Consider the following 25,240-nt stretch of genomic DNA (forward strand, 5'->3'; position numbering starts at 1 on the left):
ATAATTAACTTGGAGCCTTTCTTCTATTTGCATAAATAATATTAGCTACTATATTTGATATTCCAAAAAACATACTATTTTATTTTCCCAGCCTGACATTAATTAATTTTTATATATATTTGGACTCTCAAACTATAACCAATAATTAAATTTAATCAACAAAACATATTCCCCCCGCCATTTTTCCAATATTCAAAAATTCTTAAATATTATTTTTGAACAAAATAGAATATCAATTAATATTATTTTGTCAGATTGTCAAATATTTTGTTGGCGTATTTTCGAATACATGTAAATATATACATATAAACTAATTAATAATAATAAACGGTGATTACTATGAATATCGAAGAACGCATTTTGGCTGCAAAACAAAAAATCGAAGCATCCGAAAATAAGAAAGAAGAAGCTGTAGCTAGGATTACTTACGACAAGGTATTTCCTTCCGTTACCACAATCGAAGAGCTATCTACCAAGAAAAGCAAAAAGACAACACTTCATGTAAGGGCTACGGTCAATAGCGGCAAAAGCAACTCCATTATCAAAATTCCGCTTCATGAGCTGACCAAAGTTCCAGTTAGCAAAAAAGAAGTGCTTGAGCGGTTCGCAACTGAGCACTTTATCCCTGAGCTGATGCACCTTAAATCCGACTACTTCGAAAAGATGAAACCGCTTTGCGAGCTTGCTGTTTTGCACAACCAACTAGCAGCACAAAAGTTCGATGATCGCAGGGAAAAGTTTGAGTACGAAGACGGCAGCATGATTTACAACAGCGCAAAGCCAATTCATGAGTTATGCGAATGGATCGGTAAAGTTGAAGAGAGAGGTGTTGCAGAGCTAAGAGCAAACGAGGCGCAAGACATCCAGCAAGCGGCTGCCAGGCTTGAGTCTATTCTTGCGAATATGGGGTACGAATCAAAAGGCTTCAATATCGAGAAGTATCAAAACGACGAAATCGCTGAAGCTGTTGATAAAAAGTACGACATCATAAGTCGCAAAAACAGAGAAGGTGGAGAAAAAACCAAAGCGCAGAAGAAGGCCGAGCTCGACCAAATAAGAGCTGCACGATTCGCAAACTGCGATGAAGATCTGCTTGATCCGATATCGAAAAGCTCCTCATCTAAATGTCGCGATGCTTACGAGCAGGAGAAAGAAAGAAGGAAGAAGCAGCAACAATAACTCGACCCCTTCGCCGCAGGCGGCACAGAATTGAAAACAAACACAGAGGGCCGCTGGCCCTCTTTCTTGTCAGAGCTTACTTAGGGCTTCCAAGTACGGCATCATTACATTCGTCATTCTATAGCGCTTAGCGCACTCCCACAGCCTCTCTTGATTCAGCTTGTTGGCCCGCTTCGCTTCTGCAAGAGCCTCAATGGCAACGTCAATGCCAATTTTGTTGCGGAACTTAAAGCAATCAATGATTGTTCGCTCGATATCTGTAACTAGCACAGGAACACCATCAATCTGTGTGGATATAACCCCGAAATCTTCAGTCTCGCGACTGCGAATGATTCGAATGCTTGGGTATTTAATGTTTGGTGCCCTATCGCCTTTTTTAATGCGCAGCCACACTTCGAAAGGAGCTTGAGTGGTGAGATTATGGTATCTGAGAGCTGACAGAAGGCAAATAACACCATTTTTCGCTCTGGCTCCAACTTCAGCAAACGACTGCATCTCCGACTCTTCTCGCCCCACATAGCCATAAAGCCCTCTTTGTAACCTTTCCAAGTGCCCCTTTTTTACGGCGCGAGAAAGAGCTGCTCGCGTTATGCCGAGTTTTGCTGCATCTGATGCAGTAAATATGGATAGCTCCTTTAGCTTTTCCAGGTGTAGTGGATTCACCTATTGATACTCTTTGTCTGACATTATCAATAATATTAAGCAAAACGTATCACATTTCAACCCTAATCTAGCAATTTCAGCATAGGAATAATTCTGACCACCACACTTTTCCGTGGGAATAATTTAAAACACCGCACTTTTCCTTGGGAAAGTTTGCTGACTACTACACTTTTACGTGGGAAAGTTTGCTGACCACTACACTTTTCCTTGGGAAAGTTCACTTACTACTACACTTTTCCGTGGGAAAGTCTGGCGACTACTACACTTTTTCCCGTGAATAATTGCCAAACAATCACACTTTTCCGTGGGAATGCTAAATAACAACAGGCTCTTACTCACCCGCCGCACCATGCATAATAGTCTTTATTTTCAGTCCGTTAAGGCTCAATATTTAACTAAAATTTACTTGGTTGTCAGTTACAGTGCTTGTAGCCACAACAGCATTATTGCTATCAATCAGATCACATTTAACGTGAACCAAGCGAGTTACACTACCCTACTTGAGCAGAATCTTGTAAACGATCAGTCATGCAAAAGGTAGGGGCAAACTCAATCAATCAGTTAATATATTTTAATTATTATAACTTTTATTATTTAGCAGCCAGTCGCCCAAACAGCTTTACCCACTTTACCAAAACCTATCGACAGAAAAAGCAGCGAACTATTGACATGAAAAAAAGAGAGCATAGTATCCACAAATCTGAAACTCATTATTTTTAAAATATTTAAAAAGAGACTAACTGAATGAGTAATGAACATAAAGAAAGTTTTCAACTAATGTTAAGAGAAACTAGCGATAAATACGTAAAAGTTGCTCGTATTAGAAAGTACCTAGATGAGTGGGCTAAACCATTCTCTGCCTACATCAGGAGTCACAACGAATCCAAAAAATTTAGCTATAAACGATTTAGAGATGAGCGACTAGCTGATAAAAACTATGACTCTGCCTTCAAAAAAGTAATGCGAGTTGACGAAAGCTTAACAGTTGAAGAGATAGAAATGTTGCTCAAAAAAACGACATGTATTCACACCCAAGTAAAAGAATACATGCAGCAGGTTGAAGCTATTCAATACAACTAAGGTGGATAAGTTTTGATTCCGTCGCTTAATTGTCGAACGATACAAGTTTTCAAATAAGTTGCCCAAAATCGGCTCTATCCAGACCCGATTCTATTTCCTCATACCTATACTGTGATTGTTTAGTTGTGTATTGCAGAAAAACACTTTCTCATAAAGAGTTTTTCGTCAAATCAGAGTCAACTACGTTATAATATGCAACTATTCTTTTAGTACAAATTAGGCTAGAAAAATTGACAACTAAAGCAGACAAACTTCGTCAGATGGTACATTCAATACTTGAGAGTAACTCTCTTCACTCCCATCAAGTCAACGCAGCAACCAAAACATTTAATGCTCTTATTGGTGATGTCCGAGCAGTTGTAACTGCGGCAGAAATGCAAGCAGGTAAATCAGGAATAGCTCTTGCCCTATGCTGCTTACAAAGACTCAGTTTAAGTGACATCGATATCTGTGATCGCAAGCAACTTAAAGATACACTCTACTTAGTGACCATGCCTGATACAGCACTAAAAGAACAAGCCGAAGCTGACCTAAGATTAGCGAAGAATGTAGTCGTTAGTAACTTTGTTAATTTTGAAAAAGCGTTAGAGAATGACTTTAAAGGAAATCCGCCTAAGCTGATCATCATTGATGAGTGTCACTACGGTTCAAACGTATCTGCTGTCAGATACAGTAAGATCTTTGATTACCTTGAACAAGAGAACGATAGCTGTAAGGTTGTATTCATTTCTGCTACTCCTTTCGGCGCTCTGTACGGAGCGGAAACTGAATATCAAGAGGCGATTGAAATTCAACAAGAGGCCGAATACGAAGACGATCAGGCTCTTATTCTTGAGGCGAAAGAAGCCGCCCAAAGTGCACTTAAAGACTCTATTTTGAGGCGAGATTTCAACACTCGATTAGTATTTCACAAAACCAGCGATGAATACTATGGTGTCCGTGAAATGCTAAAGAGTGGCAAAGTCAAAGGACTGGATCAAGACACTAAAAACTTCCTAGTAGACTCACCTGAACGTAACGAGTTTATCCAACAATTTAAATCTCACGAGGGTATGGGGTGGTCTTTAGTCCGAGTCCCTGCTGGCTTTGCAATGGATGCTAAAGAGTTTCTGATCAGTCAAGGCGTAGATGAAAGTTCTGTTTATATTCTTGGCAACTCGTTAACTGGTGTTCCCGAGGATGAGCATTGCAGTATAGAACGCTTTAAACGTGAGTTTGATGATGCTCTCATCTTTGAGGATAAATTAATTGCAATCACTGTTGCTGGCGCAAGAGCTGGCATCAACTTTGGTGCAATGATGAAGAACAATCTAATTTCGACTTGGGATAGTACTGTTGCTAGCGTTGCAGCAGTTGTACAAGCCAACATAGGTCGTGCGTGTGGTTACCATGGCAACAATTCTTCACTGCACTTTACGAATCTCAATGCAACAGAAGCTTATGCCTCTATTTTGGATCACTTAGAAAAAACGTGCTCCGAGGAAGCTGCCTCAGACTTTGATGGACTAAAAGAATTCTTTGAAGATGTATGTCAAGAGTATCAAGTTAACGGTCTAGATGTTGGTTTAACGATCAAATATAAGCGTAGACGACCTATCGGTGACGTTGAAACCTACCGAACAGACAGTTATATCGCTGTTCCAGCTAAACTATTGGATGACGAAGCAGACTTTACCCAATACACCAGAGATAAACACCTTCTTCAAGCTATTGAGATAATTCGCAATGAGTTTACTGCCAAAGGAGCGCCAAGCGTCAAAGGCAATCGAGCGATGCGTGGCAAAAAGAAGAACTGGATAAAAGCACAATGGGTCAATGGTGATAGTTACAACAACCCTGAGAAAGCTCATGCGGACGGTACTCAGGAAGAGAAAGCAAAGCTCTACACAGCAATGCTAGACAACGATGAATACCTTGAGTTTAACCGTGTTGTCGCTCCTGGTTCAGGCGAACTGTCAGAAAACAAGCTAGTTACCGCGACCATATTCAGTGTATACAACATCTCTCGTCGCCAGGTTGATAAAAAAATTATGACCTTAGAGGATGTTTATGACGTGTGTGATTATTTCGATATCGAGCGAGACGACACAATGTTTGTACTCTACAAACGTGGTGAATACGATATCGAGCGTTCCATCGCAAAGAAACAACATAATGAATTGCCTGAAAAATCTGGAGATCTAAGCGATGAATCTCATTTTTCAGACAAAACCGAATCGGTACATTAATAATCTTAGCGGGGGCTTGTTAGCTCCCACTTTTGGTACTAACCATGAATAACTCTGATAAGCACCGCAAAGTTGCTGAGCATACAATTTCAAATAATACGTATCCACACCAACGCGAAGCAGCACAACAAGCATTCAACCAGTTTAAGGCAGGATCTAGAGCAGTCGTCATTGCTGCGGAAATGCAATCTGGTAAATCAGGGGTTGCACTTGCCCTATCTTGCTTACAAAGACTTTCACTTTCAGATGAAGTGATAATCGACAGAAAATGTCTGAAAGACACGTTATATTTAGTAACCATGGCTGACCTTGCGCTTCAAGAACAGGCCAAACAAGACCTGTCTGCTAGCAAAAACGTGGTCGTCAGTAATTTTACAAATTTTGAATCCGCAATAAAGACACACTTCAAGTTTCAAGCCCCTAAGCTGATCATTATTGATGAGTGTCACTATGGTTCAAGCATTGATAGCGTGCGATACGACAAGGTTTTCAATTACCTTGAGCATGACAATTGCCACTGCAATGTTGCCTTTGTCTCTGCGACTCCGTTTAGTGCGCTCTATGCGGCTGGTGAAGACTCCATTCTCCGCCATAACTTCAACACCTCTTTGGTCTTCCATAAAACCAGTAATGAGTACCATGGCATTCGCCAAATGCACCGCAATAACCAGATCATTAAACTGGATGAAAATTCACGTGATTTTTGCGACAGCTCGCTGTTGAGAAACCGTTTTATTCGCCAAATCAAAGAACATGAAGGCTCTGGTTGGTCATTAATTCGAGTACCTAGCAGTCAGGCAAAAATTGCAAGAGATGTTTTGCTCTCTAACGGTATTGAGCCACATCAGATACATATTATTGGTCAAAAACTAGTAGGTCTAGAAGAACATGAACTCTGCTCTATCAATGACTTTAAGCGTGAATACGAAACTGCTGCATTATTTGATGACAAACTGATAGCAATAACTGTAGCGGGATTTAGGGCTGGCGTTAACTTCGGTCAAGAGATGAAAGAGACACTGATCAACTCTTGGGATAGCACAATTGCTAATATTGCAGCGGTTGTACAAGCTAATATTGGTCGAGCTTGTGGCTATCATGAAAATACAACAGCAAAGCACTACACCAACCTCGATGCAGTCAGAGCCTATGGTGAACTACTTGATCATTTAGAGTCCAATCATAACAGCCATGAGTTTGAAGGACTTCATCAGTTATTTGACCAAATTTGTTCACGTTATGAAGTAAGAGGGTTTGACCGTGGTACGACAATAGCCCCTGTTTCTGAAACTAAGGTTACGAAAAAACTTACCGATAGCAAAACCTACTCAACCAAAGGCTATATTGCTGTCCCTGGTAAACTTCGAGACCCTGATTTCGATTTCTCCATCTTTACTACTGACCCAGAACTTTTAGAGGCTATTAGCTTAATCCGTCAAGAACTGATAGGCGAAGATGGGCCATATAGAAAGAAGAACCGCGCCCTTCGTGGTGAACATCAGAATTGGATCAAAGCACAATGGGTAAATGGCGCAACGTATGATGATGGGACTCAAAGTTGTGCAAAGGCAAGAGCATTAGCTTTCACCTCACAACTAGATAAAGGTGAAGAGGTTTCCTTTAACCAAGTAGTCAATCCAGGTGGTGGTGAAAAAACAGAAGATAAGAAAGTTATGGCAAGTATCTTCAGTACTTATAACCTTTCAGGTCAAATAGACTCATTCAAGCGCTCATTAGATTCTGATGATATGGAAGAAATCTGTAGCTTGCTCAATGTAGAACAAGACAATACTGTCATTGTTCTTTACCAACGTGGGAAACTCCTAGAAACTAACTCAGACGCTAGACAACACCTTAGCCATGCCATCCAAACCACTCAGATACGGCATAACAGTATCTTCTAGATCTAGATACAATAAAGCCGCATTGTTCGCGGCTTTACCTTCGAGAAATTACAACTATCAGTGATTCTTTAATATTACCAGCTAGGTAGTATTCTTATTTTTTTGAGTGCATGTATGGAAGCACTAGGTGCTAAATTAAAGCCCCCACTTGTTTCGTTGACCTATAATCCACTCTTCCTCTATTTCTTCCTCTGTACGCACATCAACATGACTCAAATCTTCCAGTGCCTCTTCATCTGTATAGCTGTCTTCAGTAATACTATGCTGAAAGGATTTGCTTGCAGCTTCCTGCATGCTTTCCCAGCCTTGAATAATTTTTTGGTTAGGATCGGGCTTACAGACGGACTCCAAATTTAAAACTTTCCAACCCCATTGGAATTTTTTTTGTTGTAATTCAGTATCGCAGTACCAATTATAGTATCACCGTCGCCAACATTGTGGTTTGTCATAAGTGTTGGCGGAACAAAAATATTGTCGTCAGTAAACCCCATTCCATTAGATGCTCGAACACTACAACTAAAGTCTTTATACACGAGTGAGCTTGGTGTTTTCTCTGTCGGTTCAACCGATAAAACTCGATAGCGTTCGCCCTGCTTAGTTTTAAACTGAGCGACATTTACAGCAAGAAAATCACCTTCCTTTACAGTAAAGTCAATATCTGAAAAATGTACAACTGAACTAATTTTCCTGTTTACAATGAAATGAAACACCTTTTTTTCTGATTCACATGGTCAACTACCGCAACATGATCGGTAAAGATGTCCCAGCTAACACCACAATCACGATTAGCTATCAAATAAACTTGATATCTACCACTAGCATCATAGTCGCCTTTAATGCTTAACCCAGATCCGACATCACCAAATTTGTGCTTGTTTTCAGGAACTGAGATTTCTATTGGTTCAACTTTACCGTGCGGTACTAGATACAACTTTCTTTTTGGTTTATTTGGCTTATCAGGTAAAGTGAATTTTTCACCTATACAAGCCTTCACGAATGGTAAATCGCTAAATAGTAACTCTTCTGCCTTTGAAACATTGGATTGATAATACTTCTTGTTAGATTCTGTAGCAGCAAAGCTTTTGTACCACTCCTGAGCTTGAAGCTTCTCAACATCTTCTGGAACTTTCAGTCCGTCCTTCGTTTTAGAGGCTACGACTTTATCTACTTCATGTTTGGCTTCAGCAAACTCCCCTAGAGAAGCCAATGCTTGCGCCATTTTAATACGCACTTTAGCTGTAAATTTATCATCGGTATAACAAAGCAAAGCCTTACAATAGCAACTCAATTCAATTGACTTATCAAGATCTGCATTAACTTCCCCAAGCAATGCCCAAGACCAGTAATCACTGACTTTAGAGCGGGTAACATCGGTAGCAAAACTTAAAGCCTCTTTACTTTTCCCTAATTTTAAGAGTAATTTCGCTTTATTGAGTTTGAGCCAAATATTTTCAGGAAAACGTTCAATAGCATTATCTAAATGTGGGAGAATATATTGTTGATTCTCAATAATATCAGAAGCAATAGATTCCTTAGCAGCCTGCTGTATGACTTTTTCAGCTAACGATGGATATTGAACCCCGTTATTGTTGATATAAGGTTCATAGTCCTCTTCTCTGAGAGAGTCTAACTGCCAATACCTCGAAAAGCTGATGAGACTAAAACTAGAATTACCAGCTAACTTAGCTGCTTGTTGTAGTATGCTTGAATGCAATAGTGACGGCTTTTCAACTAGATTGAGCTTGAGATAGTCAGCTAACAACCTTTTTGAACTTGATACATTTATGTGCTCTTGACCCAACGAGTGCTGTAAGAGTCGAAATAACTCCCACCCTAAAGAGGTTTGTACATTTAAATCACCAGCACCTGTGCTGCAAAGCTGCTTATAAATATTAGCAGCCTGAAGGTAATCTCCTTGTTTACTTAGAGATTTGGCCTTTTGTATCAATTGCCCATTAGGGTTGCACAACGATAGTGCGTATTGAACCTGAGTCGTTAATATCTCATCACTTGCAGCAACGTCTATCGATTGCAGTTGCTGTGAATAATAAGCTAAGTTCTGTTGATGATTGGACTGAGAGTCTCGTTTCAACAAATCGATTAAGCACCAAGCTAACGCCTTAAAACTCCACTCATCAGAAGCATTCACCTTAACAAGCTCTACAGCCATTTGATAGGCTTCATCAAGCTGCCCTGATTTCCGTTTAGCAAAAACGTCTTTACTAGTAATCATCCACTCAGCCCCTCTGTAAGTATCATATCAATCTCACCGACAAGCTCAGAACCTACGCATTTATTTGGTAAAACAGACTTTTTAGTAAATTGTTGCTTACCATTAAAGTTAATATCAAAAACTGCAACAGAATTGCCCTTACTAAACGTATATCTCAATGCCCATTGCTGCTCTTCCGCTGAGTTCAAAGTAATACCTGCACTACTCACCAATTCCATCAGACGCTGGTGAAACTGATTTTGAAATTCCTGCGAAAATAAAACTTCAGGTACTTCACTCGAATCATTGACCAAGCCAAATTTTAATGGTGCTAGTAGCTCTGCAACCTCGCTACTAAACGGATTAACTTCGGTCAACTTAACCTGACTCACTTTTCCCTTTGCGTTATACCAAATATTGATCCGAGCGAATTCACTTCCTCGTTGAATAGTATATGCCTCGTGATATTGCTTATGATCAATATCAACTACAGCACAGCCACTAGCTTTTAAGGAGTCACGAACTGAGCCTAATAGCTGTATTAAAAATGCTTCACTCTGAGGTATACCAAATGTGTTGTCATCTGAGAGATCAAATACTGGAGATTGCTCAATGTTGTTACCTTCAAGCTGTGAGGAAACGGTAGTCTCGCGCACATTTGCTTTAGGAGCAGGTTCTATAAAACCATTACCAACGGTTGTTACTGATTTCAAACCCCCACCAAGTTTTATTTTGGGAGGCTCTAATAAGTACAACTGCTTGGCGGTACGAGTGATTGCGGTATAAAACCAACGGAAATATCCTGCACTGAGTGTATTCTGATGCGTTTTACATTTAACAAAAACATGATTCCATTCGCTACCTTGAGCTTTATGGCATGTTATCGCATAACCAAACTTAACACGAAGTGCATTAAAGTACGGATCTGCTCGCAGTGTTTCTTTGAACTCTAAGCTATTCCTACGTAGGTTTGAATGCCGCATACAAAAATCAACATACAAAGCCTTATTTTCATCTGAAGATAACTGTGGTTGCTCTGAGTAAAGTAAATTTTCGACTATTTTTGCCCTAAAGAAACGCGCGGTTCCTGTGAGATCTTTAAAACCAATGCCCACCTCTCGGAAGCTCAGCTCTACCTCGACTCTCTTCTCTTTACTTTTTGGGTTTAAAACGACTCTTCTTACTTCACTCGGCCCAAGTACCTGACGAACTAAGCCAAACTCACCGTTAGAAATATAGAATCCATAGCTGTCATTGTTTGAGACAGCGATGACTTTGTCGCCATTTGAAATTTCTGGTTGTTCTGGAAAGAAGTGATCTCGAATTCGACAGTTATATTGCATCACATCACGATTTGAACCAGCAACGACTATAGACTCACCGTTGATCTTCCCCTGACATGACTCAAGATATTTAGGTAATAAATCAGCGTATTCTATTTCCTCAACATCGGCAGAGGTAGTGTCTAGACTAAGTTGGTTAAAGACTCCTGCTTTCAGTGCATTACGTAACTGAATTGAATTTTTCATTACACCGCTGTCAGCTTTTTGTCTGACAACTTCAGTTAACTCGTAACTTACCGTATCTAACCCAAATTTCTGTTTCAGGTAATCTGCGGAGAGTGCAGGTGAAAAACTCATTCCAACTGGCGGTAACTGTGCATCGTCCCCAATAAAAATAACTTTCTTACGGTGATCATTGTGATCTAAATTTACGAACTTCAATAAATCACTCAATAACTTTCCTGAACCACATCGGAAAAATTCATTATCGTTGTATACATCAGAAATCATAGAAGATTCATCAATGATGAATACAGTATCAGCAGATAACTCATTTACCGCGATCTGAGCATAGAGCTTGTATGTCTCAGACTCTTCACCTGATTCGTCTCGATATTCAACTAAATCTTTGAAAGAATAGATTGTTTTATGGATAGTGAAGGCGCTGCATCCCGTTTTATTTGAGATAACCTTTGCAGCTTTGCCCGTAGGCGCAGATAGTACACACGTACGACCGATTGACCTAAAGTACTCAGTAAGGCCTTTTGTAATGAAAGTCTTACCAGTACCCGCATAACCTTTTAGTTGAAAGACACTCTTTTCTTTATTAGAAAGAAATTGCTCTAATTGCTCTACAAGTTCAGCTTGCCCAGCAGTTAAATTATATTCCGAAAAGCTATCATGAATTGAAATGTTCTTATTAGTTACTTCCTGTTCAAAATCAATAGATTGAGCTGCTTGCTCTGCACTTTCCTTAAACCTCTCAAGTTTAAGCGCATCAACTTCCCCACGAAGTTTAGAAAGCTCATCTAAAGCACTTTGCTCATTAGCTTCAACGGATAACAGCTCCTGTTTAGCTACTTCTAGCTGTGATTTCAACTCTTCATTGCTTTTAGATAGCTGCCCAAATGAATCTGGTTTCTGTGGTTGAACGAAGGCTGGGTAACTTTCATCTGATTCACCACTATATGCTTTATATAACCATTGACCTAAAAGGTAGGCCTCTTTAATTAGCCAAAGAGCATCGTCAGTTGTTCCTTCATCATGATGTACCGCCCTATTCCCCTTCATACGAAGCGCATGAAGTTTCTGACACACATCATCACCAACAACTTCGATAAACTCGTCGGACTTGAGTTTATCGATTAAGTTGGTTCGTGGCTCGCACGGCAGGGAAAGCTCACGATACAAAATACCCACAAGCGCTTCACAGAAGCAACGAAGTTTTGTTAAAGACGACTGAGGGTCAGTATATGCATAACCCTCTGCGTATTGAGCAAAACTAGCTAACTGAGGCCAGCGATGCTCAAGAAGTTCAAAGTTCCCAGCCATTTATAACCTTTATTATCAGTGTGACTTCATATGTGAGTCACTTTTATTTAGCGATTAATATTCAATACAGGCGTCAAACACTCCTGTAATGACAGTCCACCATGATTATAGTGATCGCCCGACACATAGCCTGAGATACCAGGAGCCATCGCGATAGAAACGCTCGGGTTCCAGAACCAAGGGACGACTAAACCATCATATTGAACATTACTCTTCAATATCGCGCAGCGACGTTGACGGTTTGTTCCCAATGACTTGTGAATTTCACCTTTTGGTAAGCCATCTGGCACCCACAACCAGCCGTGGTCTGTGACGATTTTGATCCGCTTCCAATCCGCGTCCAATAGACCTCGGATTCGTGCGACCACATCATCCAATACCTGCTCAATGTACTGTGGCATCTTTAACTGTTGCTTGTGACCTAAGTTATCTAGGTCTCCAGTTTGAACCCAGGCATAACCATTCGGTTCACCTGTTTCGAGGCCATCTAAGTATTGCCAGCCTCGTTCGGCAAGTAGCTTCTTGAGGTAGTGACTACTAAAAGACGCTTGTGTACTCGCTAGCGCTGGAATGAAGTCATCGTTATCCTCTAAACCCGTTAGCAAATCAGCCAGCGGTGTTACTGCGGCTTTGGCTGTTGCTGTCAATGACGGGAGCGCAGACCATTGCGAAGTGAGATCGGTAATTACACCAATGGCTGAAAGTTTGTTCTCCAGTTGCTTAGCGGTATCAAAACGTAGCCCATCAACAAAGAAAATCACTTGGCTACCAACAGAGTAGTTTGCTGATGTTTCTTTTAACTGTTTTTCGCCAGGGTAACCATTCAATCGGACTTGATCTTGGAAGTTAAGCGCCACCCTTTCCAACCATGGCGTATAGATAATAGCTAGTACATCCGCAACCAACTGCTGATGGTGAATATCTTTCGCTTTTGCCATCGCACTTAGCACTGCTGCATCAGCCTGCCAGAAACGACTGGTATACAACTCAGCCATGCCCTCTGGCGAACCTGATGTAAATGGAATCTCTGTATGCTCAAGAACAATCGTAACTTGCTCTAAAATGTCTAACCAAGGAGAAAAGCCTAGCTGAGACCATATCCAATCTTGGCGCGATTGTTGGCTATTCCACAGTGTAGTGAACGTCTGCTTAAGGTTCTCACGATTACTGCCCGCAATATGCTTAAATGCACTTTCAATAACAGATTCATCACGCAAGTTTTCGGATAAGTAATTTTGTGCCTCAAACGCAAGCCCCGATGGTACTACTGTTTTTAGGCGATCAACCAATGCAGAAAGATTGCTTGCTGTCTCTTCAAATCGCTCCCATACGCCTTGCCATTCACCTTGAGCATCACAGAGCAGCTCCAAAGCAAGTGCCATATTCGCTTCGCTCGGTTCAAAGCCGTATCTTGAAATGCAGGACTGGCTGAAAATATCCCACTTACTGCCTTGCCATTGCTCAGCTTTTTCTGTTGGGTTGTTTAGCCACCCCAAAATGTCTTTAATAGGATCATCGAGAACGATAGAGTAAAAATCTTCGGCTTCTAACTTTTTACCCATCAGCTTCGTAGCTGGTGTTTCTAGTAGATCGGGTAATACCTTCAGTATCGCGTCTTGAGTTTTAGTGTCTTTTGCAAGGTCGAGTTCTAAACCTACTTTAGGGTTAGTTAGAAATGAACCAACAGACCAGTCACGTCCTGCCGTGTTATACGCCCACCAGCAACCACGGTATTGCAGCTCAGCCAATGGTTGCAAATACTCAGGGCATTGCTCAATAGCTCGCAAATCTTTTCGCCCAACACCAGGAAGATAAATGATTGGCGTTTTATCTTCAGGTAGTTCGCACTCTTCTAGTTTTGCGGCAATCGCACACTTAACCCAAATCGCTGGGCCTGTACGCTCTTCTGGCTTGTATTCACCGAGTTCAATAAGTTCAGGCAACTGTTGTTTTATGTATGGCATTGCGGATTGCCACTGGCAATCAATGTCTGTCCACAAAATAGCAGCAGGTGCCACTTGAACTGACTTATTAAAAGTTGCTGCTTTTCGCAACTGCTCGATTAAATAATTAACGACTAACATTAAAGCCTTTCTTTGTTCGAAATTGGTAACGGGTACATCTGCAAAATCTGTTGCACAAGATCTTGCGTTCGACTGTCGATTTGCTCGACTGACCATGAATCAGCTTTAGCAAGCTCAGCATTGAGGTACAAACCATTATTGTATCCCACTAGGGCTGCCTTTCTTGTCCTGCCTATCTCGCTTTTCAATAAAGCTTTTGTTTCCAAGCGTACTGTTGTAGCCAGAAATAGTCAGATTACCGAGTTTATGAGCGTGTGTTTCCAAATACTGCTTCGCCAAAGCCTCATCACTTTGTGCGATCATATCGACCCAGCACTGAGGAACATTTTCTCCTTGCGGGAAGATATGCTCAATAGTCCAGACAAACTGCTTACCTTTAACAGCCCACAAGTTGCGCTCTGTCTCTCGTGTCATCCGACTCTGCTCTAGCGCACACAACACGTAACGACACACCGACTTATTGTCTGCGTATAAGTTGCCTGACAAATCACGTTTAAATGTTTCGTCATCAGCACTAACTCGACTTAAGCTCGTCGCCACCGCATCAACAATTTCATCCCCTTGAAGAGTTGGTATTACCCCAGTCAAATCCATAAAGATTCGAGTAAGATCGCGAGTGGCAGGTTTGTCGGTTGTATTACGTCTAACAAAGAAAGCAATCAATAACTTGGTGATATTTTCTAGGTGATCAAATGACAACCCTAGCTTTTCTTGCTTAGCAAAAAGCAGCATCAGAAGCAGATAAGAAGGCACCCCTTGAACACGTTCTAAATCTTCAAGCAAATAAGAAAACCTTGGTTGCTCTGGAACCTGGTTATGGCAAATGATCTGTGCATACAGCTCGGAATGCTTAATCATCTTAGCAAGAAATGTCTCTGCATCATGTGAGATAAGCTTCTCATAGACTTGCATCAGGTTCGACTTAGTCGCAACAGGAACACTAACTATGTCTTTCAACTTAGGCTTAAACGCATTGTAGTATTGCCTAAAAAAGCGCTCCTGAACGCCATAATCATCACCGAGGTAACCTAATACCTTCGTCCAATTATTGAAATGCTTGTCAATTTGGCCTTCATCATCACTTTCAAGCTTAGCCAGGAGCTTGTTTTTGATAAGATCGATCGCGGTAAGTGGTACACCTCTGTTGTTCAATGATTCAAATAATGTGTACGCATCAGAATGACTTGCCACCTCAATCTTGACTAAGGTTGCAGTATTAACTTTTTCAATTAGTGATGTTAGCGCTGACACTCTATCGCTTGATTCTTGGAGATATTCCTCAATTCGAGAGCTGAAATGTCGAAAAGCTCGCACAACTCGCCGATTACCTGCATTTGATGGGTAGTCGGCTTCTTTGAGTACGCCCGCTTGATTTAATACCCAGAAATAATCCTGCTGATTGCTATTTTGAACCTGCGGCACAATACGAGTCTGATCTGCATTGCTTTTCAAAATCAGCTTATGCTTCAAGTTATGAAGTTCGAGTTGTTGTTCAAATTCGAGTTCTACGTCCAGGTTCTTGAAGCAGGAGTATATGGCTGCTTTAAGCAATGACAGAGTAGTCATTCTCTGTTGACCATCAACCAGCTCTAATGATTGTACGGCTAGTGCGTCAGTACTTTGGTTGATACAGATAATAGAACCTAAAAAGTAGCTTGGATCATTATCGAGCAAGTCCTCAAATAATGTGTCCCACTGCCATTTACCCCAGGTGTATTCACGCTGATACCTAGGGATAGCGTAGATGACTTTCTCATCTACGCTAAACAGGGCAGAAACCGCGTAGTTTTCTACCGACTTAATCATTCACTTGTTCCCTAGCCGCTTTCTTTTCAGCGAGCGTCAGGTGATGATCGTTAATACGACTACCCTCTTTCTCACCGTAGACTGGGCCAAGGTCAAACCATGGAGCTGAAACTACATCTGTGCCTCGATCTTTTTTCCAGTGGATGTTTGGCTTACCACGCAGTACACCTGCACCTTTTTTGCCCACATCTTTCGCTAGCATAAATGGGCGGATGTTGAGACGTACCCCATCATTCAGATCTGGGTTCCAACCAATAGGCTGTTCTTCTAACCGCTTCCAACGCACGAAAATATCTAAACCTTTTTCACCAGCAAGAATTGCCTCTAACTGCTTTTTAAGGTTTTCAGCCGCAGTTAAGCGAATATCGGCACCATCTTTGCCATCAGCTAAATCACGTTTCTGGGTACTGATCCAGTCATCCAGATAGGTGTAGATCAGGCGCTCAAGCCCTTTATAATCAAGCTTATGGTAGTTAACCAGTGCAGAGAAGCCATCTTTCAACCCATCCCAAACTTGCCAAATAAACGGACGGTGTTGGAACAGTTTTGAGTGCTGGTCAAAAAACTTGTCTCGCAACCAGCTTTCTAGATCTTTCGCCTTTACTGCTTTAAGTAGATTTTGTTCGACTGAACTTGTCCACTCGTCACCGTAGGCTTTATGTAAAATCGCTTCTAAACGCTTAGCCGCTGTTCTCTCACCACGTACTGCTGGAATACAAACTATACCGTCATCATCAATCAAGTCCGTAAAATCAGTATTCTTCTTAATGACTTCACACATTTCTGGCGCAAGTTCCATTTCAGGATCAAGTTCAGCAGGCCATTGGTAACCGAGTAAACGAACAACAGCGACTTGAAGTACTGAATCATCTTCGCGATTATTACTTACGGCAGTAGTTTTAGCCTCTTCGTCCCAAATAACTGATGCGCATGGGTGACCATGATAAATCCATTGCGTTGGATCATCCGAATGAGGTAGAGGAAGACCATTAGGATATTTTTCGTTAGCAACAATTGACCATTTATTTAGGTCAAAAGGTATTTTCACTAAAGTTGCATTTGTGACCTTTAGTGATTGGTCTACCTTTCTTACCTCCTCCCCAAAACTATCTGAAGAACAAAATGCCCATATCGCCTCTAAGTAATGCTCGTTCTTTGGCATTATCGTAGCAACATTTTGATGAAAACGTTCCGAACTATATCGATAGGAAAACAATTGTCCCATACGATGAACTGCAATTCCCTTCTTACCTACAGCTTTTAGCCCCTTAGAAGGGTATGCTGTTGGTGATGCATGTAGCCTTCCCTTACCTTGTTCCCAACGAACTAGCCAGGATAGGCCATCAAAGCGTGTATAAGAGTCTGGTGTAGCTTGTAGCCATTCCCAAACTTTAGAGTTTTGGCGCTCTATTTCCCAAAAACCTGCCATGTACATTGGATCATCGCTACTTTGCATTCCAACTAGTCCATCCGCATATTCACTCAAAAGCGGAAGCTCATTCTCGTCCCCTAAGGATATTCTCGCATCAGGATTAGATAACTGTGTGCTTTGTCGAGTAACAAACAGCTCACTAGTTGGCAGCATTTCTAATTTCTTCTCCGCACTTCCATAATCAGAAACATCAATTGCCGATATCATGTGGTTTTCAAAGGGTCTTATGTTCGAAACTGTAAGTAACTGCACGTTGAAGTCCCACATTGGTGTCTGAAACCCTTTAGCACCAAGTCTAGCGATATTATTCCACGTATAGTTTTGCAGTAACTCCTCTCTGAATTTCTTGTAGGTAGTCAAGAAAAGCCAATTCTGAGGTAGTACAATACTCGCAACTCCTCCAAGACTGGAGGACAACCGTAATCCATATTCAAGGAACACCGTAGCTAAATCATTTTTTGAATTCGGATATTGCTCGTCGACAAAGTTTCTCAATACATCTGACTGCTTGTTCCTAGTCAAGTAAGGTACATTTGTCAAAACCCAATGATACTGTTCAGAAAGCAAGTCTGCTGATTTAGCTAACCCATGAGCAGCCGCTTTCGCTTCAATACTTGCATTCGCTTTTTTATTTATTGCATTTTGTAATTGAACCCACGGTAAAGTCTCTCTTTCCTGAAGATTTCTCGTTGGGTCAATCAAACTCCCCAAAGTTGGCGCATCTTTGAAGGTATGTTGCATCCAAGTAATAGCATCTGTTAATGCTTCGTCACCTTTCGCTAGGTCTTTCCACTCTTTTTGAGCTTCAGCAATCGACATACCAGAACAAGCTAATTGGAGCTCAGGCAACACACGGTAACCTCCCGAATTGGGGTAGCGCCATGCCTCTAAAGCCAGCGCAAATGCAGCCAGTTCTACACATCGTTGGTCTAGTTCTAAACCATGGATATTTTCGCGCAGTACCGCATCAACCGCTTGCTTCTCAGACATCCCTTCAAGTTGCATACGCATAGGAACAAGCATCAGAAAAACGGCAACCAGGAAGTGTCCAGAGCCACAGCAAGGATCGAGTGTTTTAAGCTCCGATAAGTGCTCAGGCCATTTTTCAAACCCACCCGCTGCTGGTTTCCATGATTCTGCGTCCTCTTCTTTAGAGAAACGAAGGTACTCTAGAGGAACCCCAGGAATAGCCGCTAACTCACGAAGCTCTTGCTCGTTGTTTGCGCGAATTAAATCGTCTTGAGAAAGACGCTTGTTCGCCCACCAAGCGCCAAGCGCATTGTCGAGTAGGAAGCTCACCATGTACGGTTCAGTAAACAACTGCGTGACAGGGCTTAGTTCTTGCGCACCAATTTTCACTCCAGACTTGTTTACCTGATCTTTCTTCTTGGTTTGCCAGAACTGGTAACACCAACCTAAGCTGTCTTGAGCTTGGTAGGTTTGAGGGTCTAATTGTGCAATTAGATTTTCTAACTCTTCAACGCGGTTCATCGACAGCTTGATATCAAAAACAGGCGAGTCTACTCGGAAAATTTGTGGCAACATTTTTTGCGCCAACCGACCTGCTAATGCCCAGCCGTCCGCTCTTCCCGAAATAGGATCTGGCTCTTCTTCTGCCAACTCAAAACACTCATCCAGTGTGACAGGCGTGTACTCGTCATACATCAATAAATTGTTTTGCTCTAGGTAACGAGCAAACAGCATACGATGCCAATGCTCATAGGACATTTCATTGATTAGTCGTTCAGTTTCCTGTTTACCATCTTTTAGCTTATCGCCGAGCTGACGAGCATGGGCACGCAACTTATTACGTAGCGCACGTTCTTCTTCGCTCAAATAGCTTGGAGCTTGAGCTTCTGCAACACCCAAACGTTGTAGCGCTTCAAATACGGCTTGCTCTACAATATCGCGGGCTTTGACAACCGTTTCTTCTAGCTTCTTGCGCAGTGTTTTATCTAATGCTTGTCTCATATCGTTCTTCTTAATTCTATTAGTCTGCCCTACCTAAATAAGAGCATTTGGACTAGTGAGATAGTGTTCGTTAACCACAAACTTCAATTCGCCTAGGGGAATACCTCCTAGGCGATCTCCTTTTAGGAGGTGGTTTCTAAAAACAAAGTGATATTACTGTGGTACAACTGGCCCGTTTACTAATTCCGAACGTAGCTCTTGCTCTACGTCAGCTAGCCACTTCTGCAAGTCATCTTCCGTTTCTAGTAATGGTTTATTGAGCTTGTAGTACTTCGTTTTAGGTTGAAGTTCACTGATCGCATCTTTCAGTACCGCATCGAAGATGCCAGGAAGCAAGGCGACTTTGTCATTCCATCTATCAAAGCTGGTTTCATCTAGCGAGTTGAATACCGAGTCCTCATCAGCAATATTAATTGCTGGAATAACGTCTAAGCTGCGCTTGTTCAAAAACTCATTACGCTTTGCTTCATCAAGCTTTTGCCAGTTTTCATCTGCTAATAAGTCAGACATACAAGCGCGATGCTCTTCTTCATAGCGCTCACGATGTGCAGTCAACGCGGTGCGAAGTTCATTGGTCGCTTTGTCTAGCAATGGTTTAACTGGGCAAGGTTCAGATAACAAGCTTCGGTTAGTTACGATGGCCTGTTGCTCTTGTTTCAGCTCTTTGTATATAGCAAGTGGGTAACAGTACTCCATCGCTTGAGTTAGCTTCTTCCATAGCTTCATACGAAGTTCAGCTTTATGGGCTTGCTCTTTCCACTGTTGGAAGTCACTAATCAATTGGTCTTTGCTATCAAATGCTTTTTGCAGTTGGTCATTACCTGAATACATTTCAAGATCTGATAGTAATGCTGTACTTGGTGCCATAGGGAGTGGCGCGTCACCACCCGCACTGCGAGCCACGTTTTTTGCATTAATAATCGCGAAAGGTAGCTTAGTTGCCTCTTCACCCGTATTGCATGCTTCTTCAAGCAAGGTAGAAACCACACCACGGACTTTAATAAGCTGAACTTTAGATAGCGTTACGTTTTCTGGTCGGAACTTAGTTTGCGTCACTGAGCTACGATCTAGACTTTTGGCATCAATCGCACGCTCTTGCACATCAGACGCTCGTAGCACGCCTGCCGCTAACATTGCATACAACGCACCATCAACGACATCTTTACCCCAACCGTATGGCGCATCATTAAAGTTGTCTCGAATGTCTTTACCTGTTTTCATTGCGCCAATGAAACGGTAAATCTCAGCACACACTGGTTGTTGGTTTGCTTCTCCGTTGAAGCCTACCGCTTCAAGCGCATTTGGATCGGCAAGTTGACTAGCTTGACTGTACACTTTTGCCCAGCCACGGCTGTCTGCCATTTTGAATTTGTTGTACAAGCGCTGACACGCTAATGCCCCTGCGTTTTGAATTTGTTCTGCAAGTGTCTCGCCTTCAACTTCTTGACCACCAGCTAAACGCACTTGTATCTGTGAAAAGATATCGTTCAAATAGCCTTTCTTGGCACGCTCAGCTTCACTCAAACGAGTTTCCATTGCCTGTAAGGCGTCTTTACCCGCTTCTGTTGTTGCTCGACCACGAACCTCTAACGTGTTTTCTGCCGCTTTCAGCGCAACAATGGCATTCTTAAGCTCACTACGGTGGATCGTTGGTACATAAACAAAGATGGTTGCACCATCTGGATCTGCGCCACGAGAAAGGTCATTAAATTGCTTCTCGGTTTGCTCTGGTGCCCAAGCATAAATGCGTTTTGTTGCTTCATTTGGCAACTCTGAATCAAATGACACGTTGATCACTCGTGGCTCTGCTACCTCACCCTGGGTGATTCGAGCTTGAGCTACTTGCTTAGTAATATAACGTTGGATTTCTTTTGAACGATACGCCTCTAATGTCTGAGGGTTACCCATAAGATCGTTTTCTTGGCGACGGAACTCGTCGTACCAAGCTTGGCTTTCTACCGTCTGTAAGCTGAACTCGCGCCCCTGTGCTGTCTCGCGGGACATAATTAGGTGCTCATCTTCAAGCTGTTGCAGCATTTTAGGCACAAGCGGGCGAAGCTTGTGTTTGTCGTTTTGTAGATCTTCTAATAGCAAATCAGATAGCGTATCTACTGTTGCATAAATGCCGTACTCCATCTCTGCTGGTAGCTTGCTAATCAGTAAGATCAGAGATAATAATCGACCTTGTAGTTGCGCATCTTCATCACCACCACGCTTACGGCTGATGGTTTCGTAAATCTCCTTAGAGATCACGCCTGTTTGCAGTAAGTTTGTTGAGATCTGGTCATAAAGAAAGTCAGCAGGAACGACATAACCCAGCTCTTTATCTGCTGTTGTCTTTAATGCTTCATGCACAACACGGAGTTGGTTACGGAGTTGCGAACCTGTGCCTGTTTTATCTAGCGCTGGTAAGATTCGTTCCCAGAAACGGCGGCGGACAGGTAGTAGTGGATAGTCTGGCACCATCCACTTTTCATCATCTTTATTATGCTCAATGGTGCTGCCACGTAGGTGACGAGAAATTTCTCCTAAGTTATCATCGACAACCGTTTTAACAGCATTTTCTGCTGACGATTTCTTTTGTAGGATAACTTTACGGATAACTGCATCTACATCTGTGTCTTCCAACTGCACTGGAACTTGGAAACGCCCCATTAGGCGTTGCAGGTTTGCCATACCAGACAAGGCACTTTGACCTGTTGCAACGAACAATAGCTTTGACTTAAGTGCACTAGCGCCACTACAGGTTTCTACTACTTCTTGTACATCAAATGCTTTTTGAACGTTGTCACCGATGTACTGTTGCACCTCATCCAGTACAACTAGAGTTAATGGTAATTCGCCGTCATTAGAAATGGCATCAACAATCGCAGAGACCATCTCATCGTTGGTCACATCATCAATGATTTTGTATTGAGCGCGTAGCATCTCGCGCACTTCTTTCATATCTGCGCCGATGCCTGGAATCGCTTGTAAAACCGCATCATGCATGATTGGAGATACGTGCAAGTTTTTAAGCTCTTTCGTCCAAGGGTCTACACCCTCTTTCACTTTTGCCTTAGCTTCAACAAATGACTTAACTTGTTCAAAAACACCTTCCGCTTTTAACCACATGACAAAACGTGCTAGGTGATATTGCTCTGGTAAACCAGCGGATTTAAAAATGATACCAAGAAACGCCATGCGAACTTTATCGCCAGCACCTGCACCTAAAGTACCTGAAGCTGCATAAAGGCCACCGTTACCTGCGGCAATGGATGATAACTCATCAAAATGCTTCGCAATGTGCTCTGGTAAATCTGCGGTTGAGCGGGCATCAGAGCCGTTATTTAGCGTTTGGTTTGTCCAGAGTGTACGCAACATTTTAGCAAGGTGAGATTTACCTGAACCAAAAAAGCCACTGATCCATACACCTGGTTGCTCATTGTTTGTCTTAAACGCTGACAAATAGTTGCTCAGAATGCTGTCCATGCCTTTGGCATATGCACCATCACAAACGAATGTACGCAACTCATATTCAAGCGTATCTAGCGCTCCTTTAGACAGGTCATCCTTTACTTGAGCAACCCCGTTGTTAGCCAAGCGGCTGCTAACTGGATCGTTTACAAAAATTTCGCGGTTTAACATTGAATAAAGCCCTTATGACGTTGCTGAAATGGCGGTTGCGTGATATCCCCAACCGTCTTTCGCATCTAATAATTGATAGTTGTTGTTTTGTACTTCACCAGGGAAGAAGACGACTAAGCGCCCTGTCACCTTTTCAGCTAAAGATTCGACGACCCCCGACACAGATGCGAATCCAAATAGAGTGCCGCAGCCAAGAAGAGCAATGACTCCATCTTCTGTTTGATTTGACTCGACTTTATTGGTCAGTTCTTCGACTAGTTCATCGGCGAAGTCATCGTACAATCCTTTAAGATACTCAGGATCTTCAAAGTAGGTTTCTTTGTAATCTTGATCCGACATCCAGTTTTCAAAACTATGAGTCAAATCTAGAAGTTGCCAGGGGTGGTTATGCTTAACACATGCTTGTTCAAACTCTTCGACACGCGCACGAAGTTTTAACTCATCTTCTTTGTGGTAGACCAGAAAGATGGTTCGCTCATCAGCAGAAACCGCCACTGGCCATGGGATACTAATGTGTTTTTCAAAGCTTGTTAGTAACTTGGATAATCGATCTGACATCATTTGTCCTCAGATTCGTTTAATTCAGGCATGACTAGGCCAGGGAAAGTTACTTCAACGACTTCACTTGCCTGCTTGAAGTTAATCATTCCTCTTAGCGATGCTCTATGTGCTAGTTCAAACAATCGTTCTTTGTCTTGAGCCAATATACGACACCAAAAACTATCGAATAAACGTTGCCCGCTTAGCCCATGGCAGTGGGCTAGAAATAGAGCGTATGCGACATTCACATAGCTCACTTCTGGGATTTCTCGATACTTCTTTGCTCTACCTGATAGGTATCCTGCTTGAGTCCAGGTTCCATTAATGTTTTGTGCGAAAGATTTTAGGGATGCCGCACTGAAACGCTCAGGGTCATCTTTGGATAGAAAGGTCTCCATTGTCTCTCTAGACAAATGTTGACCAGGTTCTAGGTTTAAAATCACTTCAGCAGAACTACGCAACAATGGGTCTCTGGCTACAGCAAGTTGCAACGCTAGAATCGATTGAGATCCTTCATGCTGCTCCCACCAGTCTCGAAGGACTTTAAAGAGGAAGATATCAGGTGATAAACCATACATTGAAGCCAGAGGTTGGAAACTGTATTTACGTGCATTTTCACTTGGTTTTTGAAGAACGTTGAATACTTCAATATCTTCTCTGTAGTCTTCTAAGGTTGCGTTTTCAGGACGTCCAAATAATAAGATCTTTAGCTCTTCGATCATCATACTGCGAGATGTATGGGCACCACTATTACCGAACTTAAAACCCAGAGCGTTCAGGTAAGCTTGATTATTCATTGTTATTACCTTCATAACCAGGAGCTAAACTGGCGGTCTCAACACCATAAATAACTGCATTTTCTTCTAGTGCTAAATGGTATTGCTGTGGGTTTAATTGATAAGTACTTGAGCAATCCACATTCCATTGGTTTAGTAAATATCCAGCCAGCGCAGCACGGCATTCAACTTGAAGCTTGCCATGCACCATACCGTAATCAAGTTCTATCGCTTCAGGGTGTTTTGCCGCAGGATGAGGAACAAAGGTTAAATCAACAATGCGGTTCCACTGCTTGTCTGCTGAAATCGACTCTTTCACACTATCGATTTCGTTCGGAGCAAGGCTCGCGGATTTCATGCGAGTAAGAACGAAATCACGAAAAGAACTTGTCGAACGATCATAAGCACGAACATGCCAACGACTGCCGTTATTCGCAAGGCTATGAGGCACAATGGTTCTTGTTGAGTTACCTGAACTAAAGGAAATGTACTTAATCTTAAGAGCCATTTTTTGGTGTATGGCACGCATAACTGCCGACAGGATATCAGTCGAAGGTTTGTTCAACTGTTGAGGCTGAATACAAACTTGGCTGTTTTCCAGTTGACTCGCCAATCCATCACCAAAACCTCTAGCAAGGCTCACTAATACGGTATCTGGGTCGTGGTCAAACAGAGGCACAAACTGGTCTGTACGATGATAAGACTTTGATTGATGAATTAGCTCTAGGTTGCAAGGAGCAAACTCTTTATAAGTGGCGAAGTCACGAGTTGCAGCAGCTAAACCTGTTTGGAATTTAGCGATGAGATCGGCTCTAGCAATCTCACCAAAGTAGCTCAAACTAAAATCGATAAACGCCAAGCGTTCTCTTTGAGCGTGAGGTAGTTGTTCGAGTTTTTTCATCAG

At 42.1% G+C, this 25,240-nt stretch carries 17 protein-coding genes; 4 read left to right on the plus strand and 13 right to left on the minus strand.

What is annotated here, in order from left to right; all coding sequences use genetic code 11:
* The first annotated feature begins 339 nt into the window (after nt 1-339).
* Nucleotides 340-1,179, plus strand: a complete 840-nt coding sequence (locus AB8613_RS02840) for a hypothetical protein (protein ID WP_372384436.1) — start codon at nt 340-342, stop codon at nt 1,177-1,179.
* A 69-nt stretch (nt 1,180-1,248) separates the two neighbouring features.
* On the opposite strand, the gene AB8613_RS02845 is transcribed toward AB8613_RS02840, so the two are convergent.
* The gene (locus AB8613_RS02845; protein WP_372384437.1) at nt 1,249-1,842 is read right to left on the minus strand and encodes a type IV toxin-antitoxin system AbiEi family antitoxin domain-containing protein; all 594 of its coding nucleotides are present in this window, start codon (nt 1,840-1,842) and stop codon (nt 1,249-1,251) included.
* Nucleotides 1,843-2,586: 744 nt separating this feature from the next.
* Between AB8613_RS02845 and AB8613_RS02850 the strand changes: the two genes are divergently transcribed.
* The 3 genes from AB8613_RS02850 to AB8613_RS02860 all read left to right on the plus strand — a co-directional run bounded on the left by AB8613_RS02850 (nt 2,587) and on the right by AB8613_RS02860 (nt 7,054).
* Nucleotides 2,587-2,922 (plus strand): hypothetical protein, encoded by a 336-nt coding sequence (locus AB8613_RS02850; protein ID WP_372384438.1) that lies wholly within the window; start codon nt 2,587-2,589, stop codon nt 2,920-2,922.
* 230 nt (nt 2,923-3,152) lie between these two features.
* Entirely contained in the window at nt 3,153-5,150 is a 1,998-nt protein-coding gene (locus tag AB8613_RS02855; protein WP_372384439.1) for a glutathione synthase, read from the plus strand.
* Between the two features lie 44 nt (nt 5,151-5,194).
* On the plus strand, nt 5,195-7,054 hold the full coding sequence (locus tag AB8613_RS02860; RefSeq protein WP_372384440.1) for a DEAD/DEAH box helicase family protein: 1,860 nt from the start codon (nt 5,195-5,197) through the stop codon (nt 7,052-7,054).
* Between the two features lie 135 nt (nt 7,055-7,189).
* On the opposite strand, the gene AB8613_RS02865 is transcribed toward AB8613_RS02860, so the two are convergent.
* From AB8613_RS02865 to AB8613_RS02920, 12 genes are all read right to left on the minus strand, one after another.
* On the minus strand, nt 7,190-7,348 hold the full coding sequence (locus tag AB8613_RS02865; RefSeq protein WP_372384441.1) for a hypothetical protein: 159 nt from the start codon (nt 7,346-7,348) through the stop codon (nt 7,190-7,192).
* Nucleotides 7,349-7,407: 59 nt separating this feature from the next.
* A complete protein-coding gene (locus AB8613_RS02870; RefSeq protein WP_372384442.1) occupies nt 7,408-7,764 on the minus strand; it encodes a hypothetical protein in 357 nt (118 codons plus the stop codon).
* A complete protein-coding gene (locus AB8613_RS02875) occupies nt 7,746-9,287 on the minus strand; it encodes a tetratricopeptide repeat protein (RefSeq protein ID WP_372384443.1) in 1,542 nt (513 codons plus the stop codon). The genes AB8613_RS02870 and AB8613_RS02875 overlap by 19 nt, the downstream gene beginning before the upstream one ends.
* Nucleotides 9,284-12,100 carry an AAA family ATPase gene (locus AB8613_RS02880; protein ID WP_372384444.1) on the minus strand — a complete coding sequence of 939 codons (2,817 nt, stop codon included), beginning with the start codon at nt 12,098-12,100 and terminating at the stop codon, nt 9,284-9,286. The genes AB8613_RS02875 and AB8613_RS02880 overlap by 4 nt, the downstream gene beginning before the upstream one ends.
* Nucleotides 12,101-12,147: 47 nt before the next feature.
* Nucleotides 12,148-14,184: a BREX-1 system phosphatase PglZ type B gene (gene pglZ / locus AB8613_RS02885; protein ID WP_372384445.1), complete on the minus strand. Its 2,037-nt coding sequence runs from the start codon at nt 14,182-14,184 to the stop codon at nt 12,148-12,150.
* Nucleotides 14,184-14,333 (minus strand): hypothetical protein, encoded by a 150-nt coding sequence (locus tag AB8613_RS02890; protein WP_372384446.1) that lies wholly within the window; start codon nt 14,331-14,333, stop codon nt 14,184-14,186. The genes pglZ and AB8613_RS02890 overlap by 1 nt, the downstream gene beginning before the upstream one ends.
* The gene (locus AB8613_RS02895) at nt 14,320-15,990 is read right to left on the minus strand and encodes a DUF262 domain-containing protein (RefSeq protein ID WP_372384447.1); all 1,671 of its coding nucleotides are present in this window, start codon (nt 15,988-15,990) and stop codon (nt 14,320-14,322) included. Before AB8613_RS02895 ends, AB8613_RS02890 begins: the two co-directional genes overlap by 14 nt.
* The gene (locus AB8613_RS02900) at nt 15,983-19,393 is read right to left on the minus strand and encodes an Eco57I restriction-modification methylase domain-containing protein (protein WP_372384448.1); all 3,411 of its coding nucleotides are present in this window, start codon (nt 19,391-19,393) and stop codon (nt 15,983-15,985) included. The genes AB8613_RS02895 and AB8613_RS02900 overlap by 8 nt, the downstream gene beginning before the upstream one ends.
* Before the next feature lie 153 nt (nt 19,394-19,546).
* Nucleotides 19,547-23,020, minus strand: a complete 3,474-nt coding sequence (gene brxC, locus AB8613_RS02905; protein WP_372384449.1) for a BREX system P-loop protein BrxC — start codon at nt 23,018-23,020, stop codon at nt 19,547-19,549.
* 12 nt (nt 23,021-23,032) lie between these two features.
* Nucleotides 23,033-23,578 (minus strand): BREX protein BrxB domain-containing protein, encoded by a 546-nt coding sequence (locus tag AB8613_RS02910; RefSeq protein ID WP_210447441.1) that lies wholly within the window; start codon nt 23,576-23,578, stop codon nt 23,033-23,035.
* Nucleotides 23,578-24,357: a hypothetical protein gene (locus AB8613_RS02915; RefSeq protein ID WP_372384450.1), complete on the minus strand. Its 780-nt coding sequence runs from the start codon at nt 24,355-24,357 to the stop codon at nt 23,578-23,580. The genes AB8613_RS02910 and AB8613_RS02915 overlap by 1 nt, the downstream gene beginning before the upstream one ends.
* Complete coding sequence (locus AB8613_RS02920) at nt 24,350-25,237, minus strand: helix-turn-helix transcriptional regulator (protein WP_372384451.1); 888 nt, start codon at nt 25,235-25,237, stop codon at nt 24,350-24,352. Before AB8613_RS02920 ends, AB8613_RS02915 begins: the two co-directional genes overlap by 8 nt.
* Nucleotides 25,238-25,240 lie beyond the last annotated feature (3 nt).

Source organism: Vibrio sp. BS-M-Sm-2 (genome assembly GCF_041504345.1).
Classification (GTDB): domain Bacteria; phylum Pseudomonadota; class Gammaproteobacteria; order Enterobacterales; family Vibrionaceae; genus Vibrio; species Vibrio satsumensis.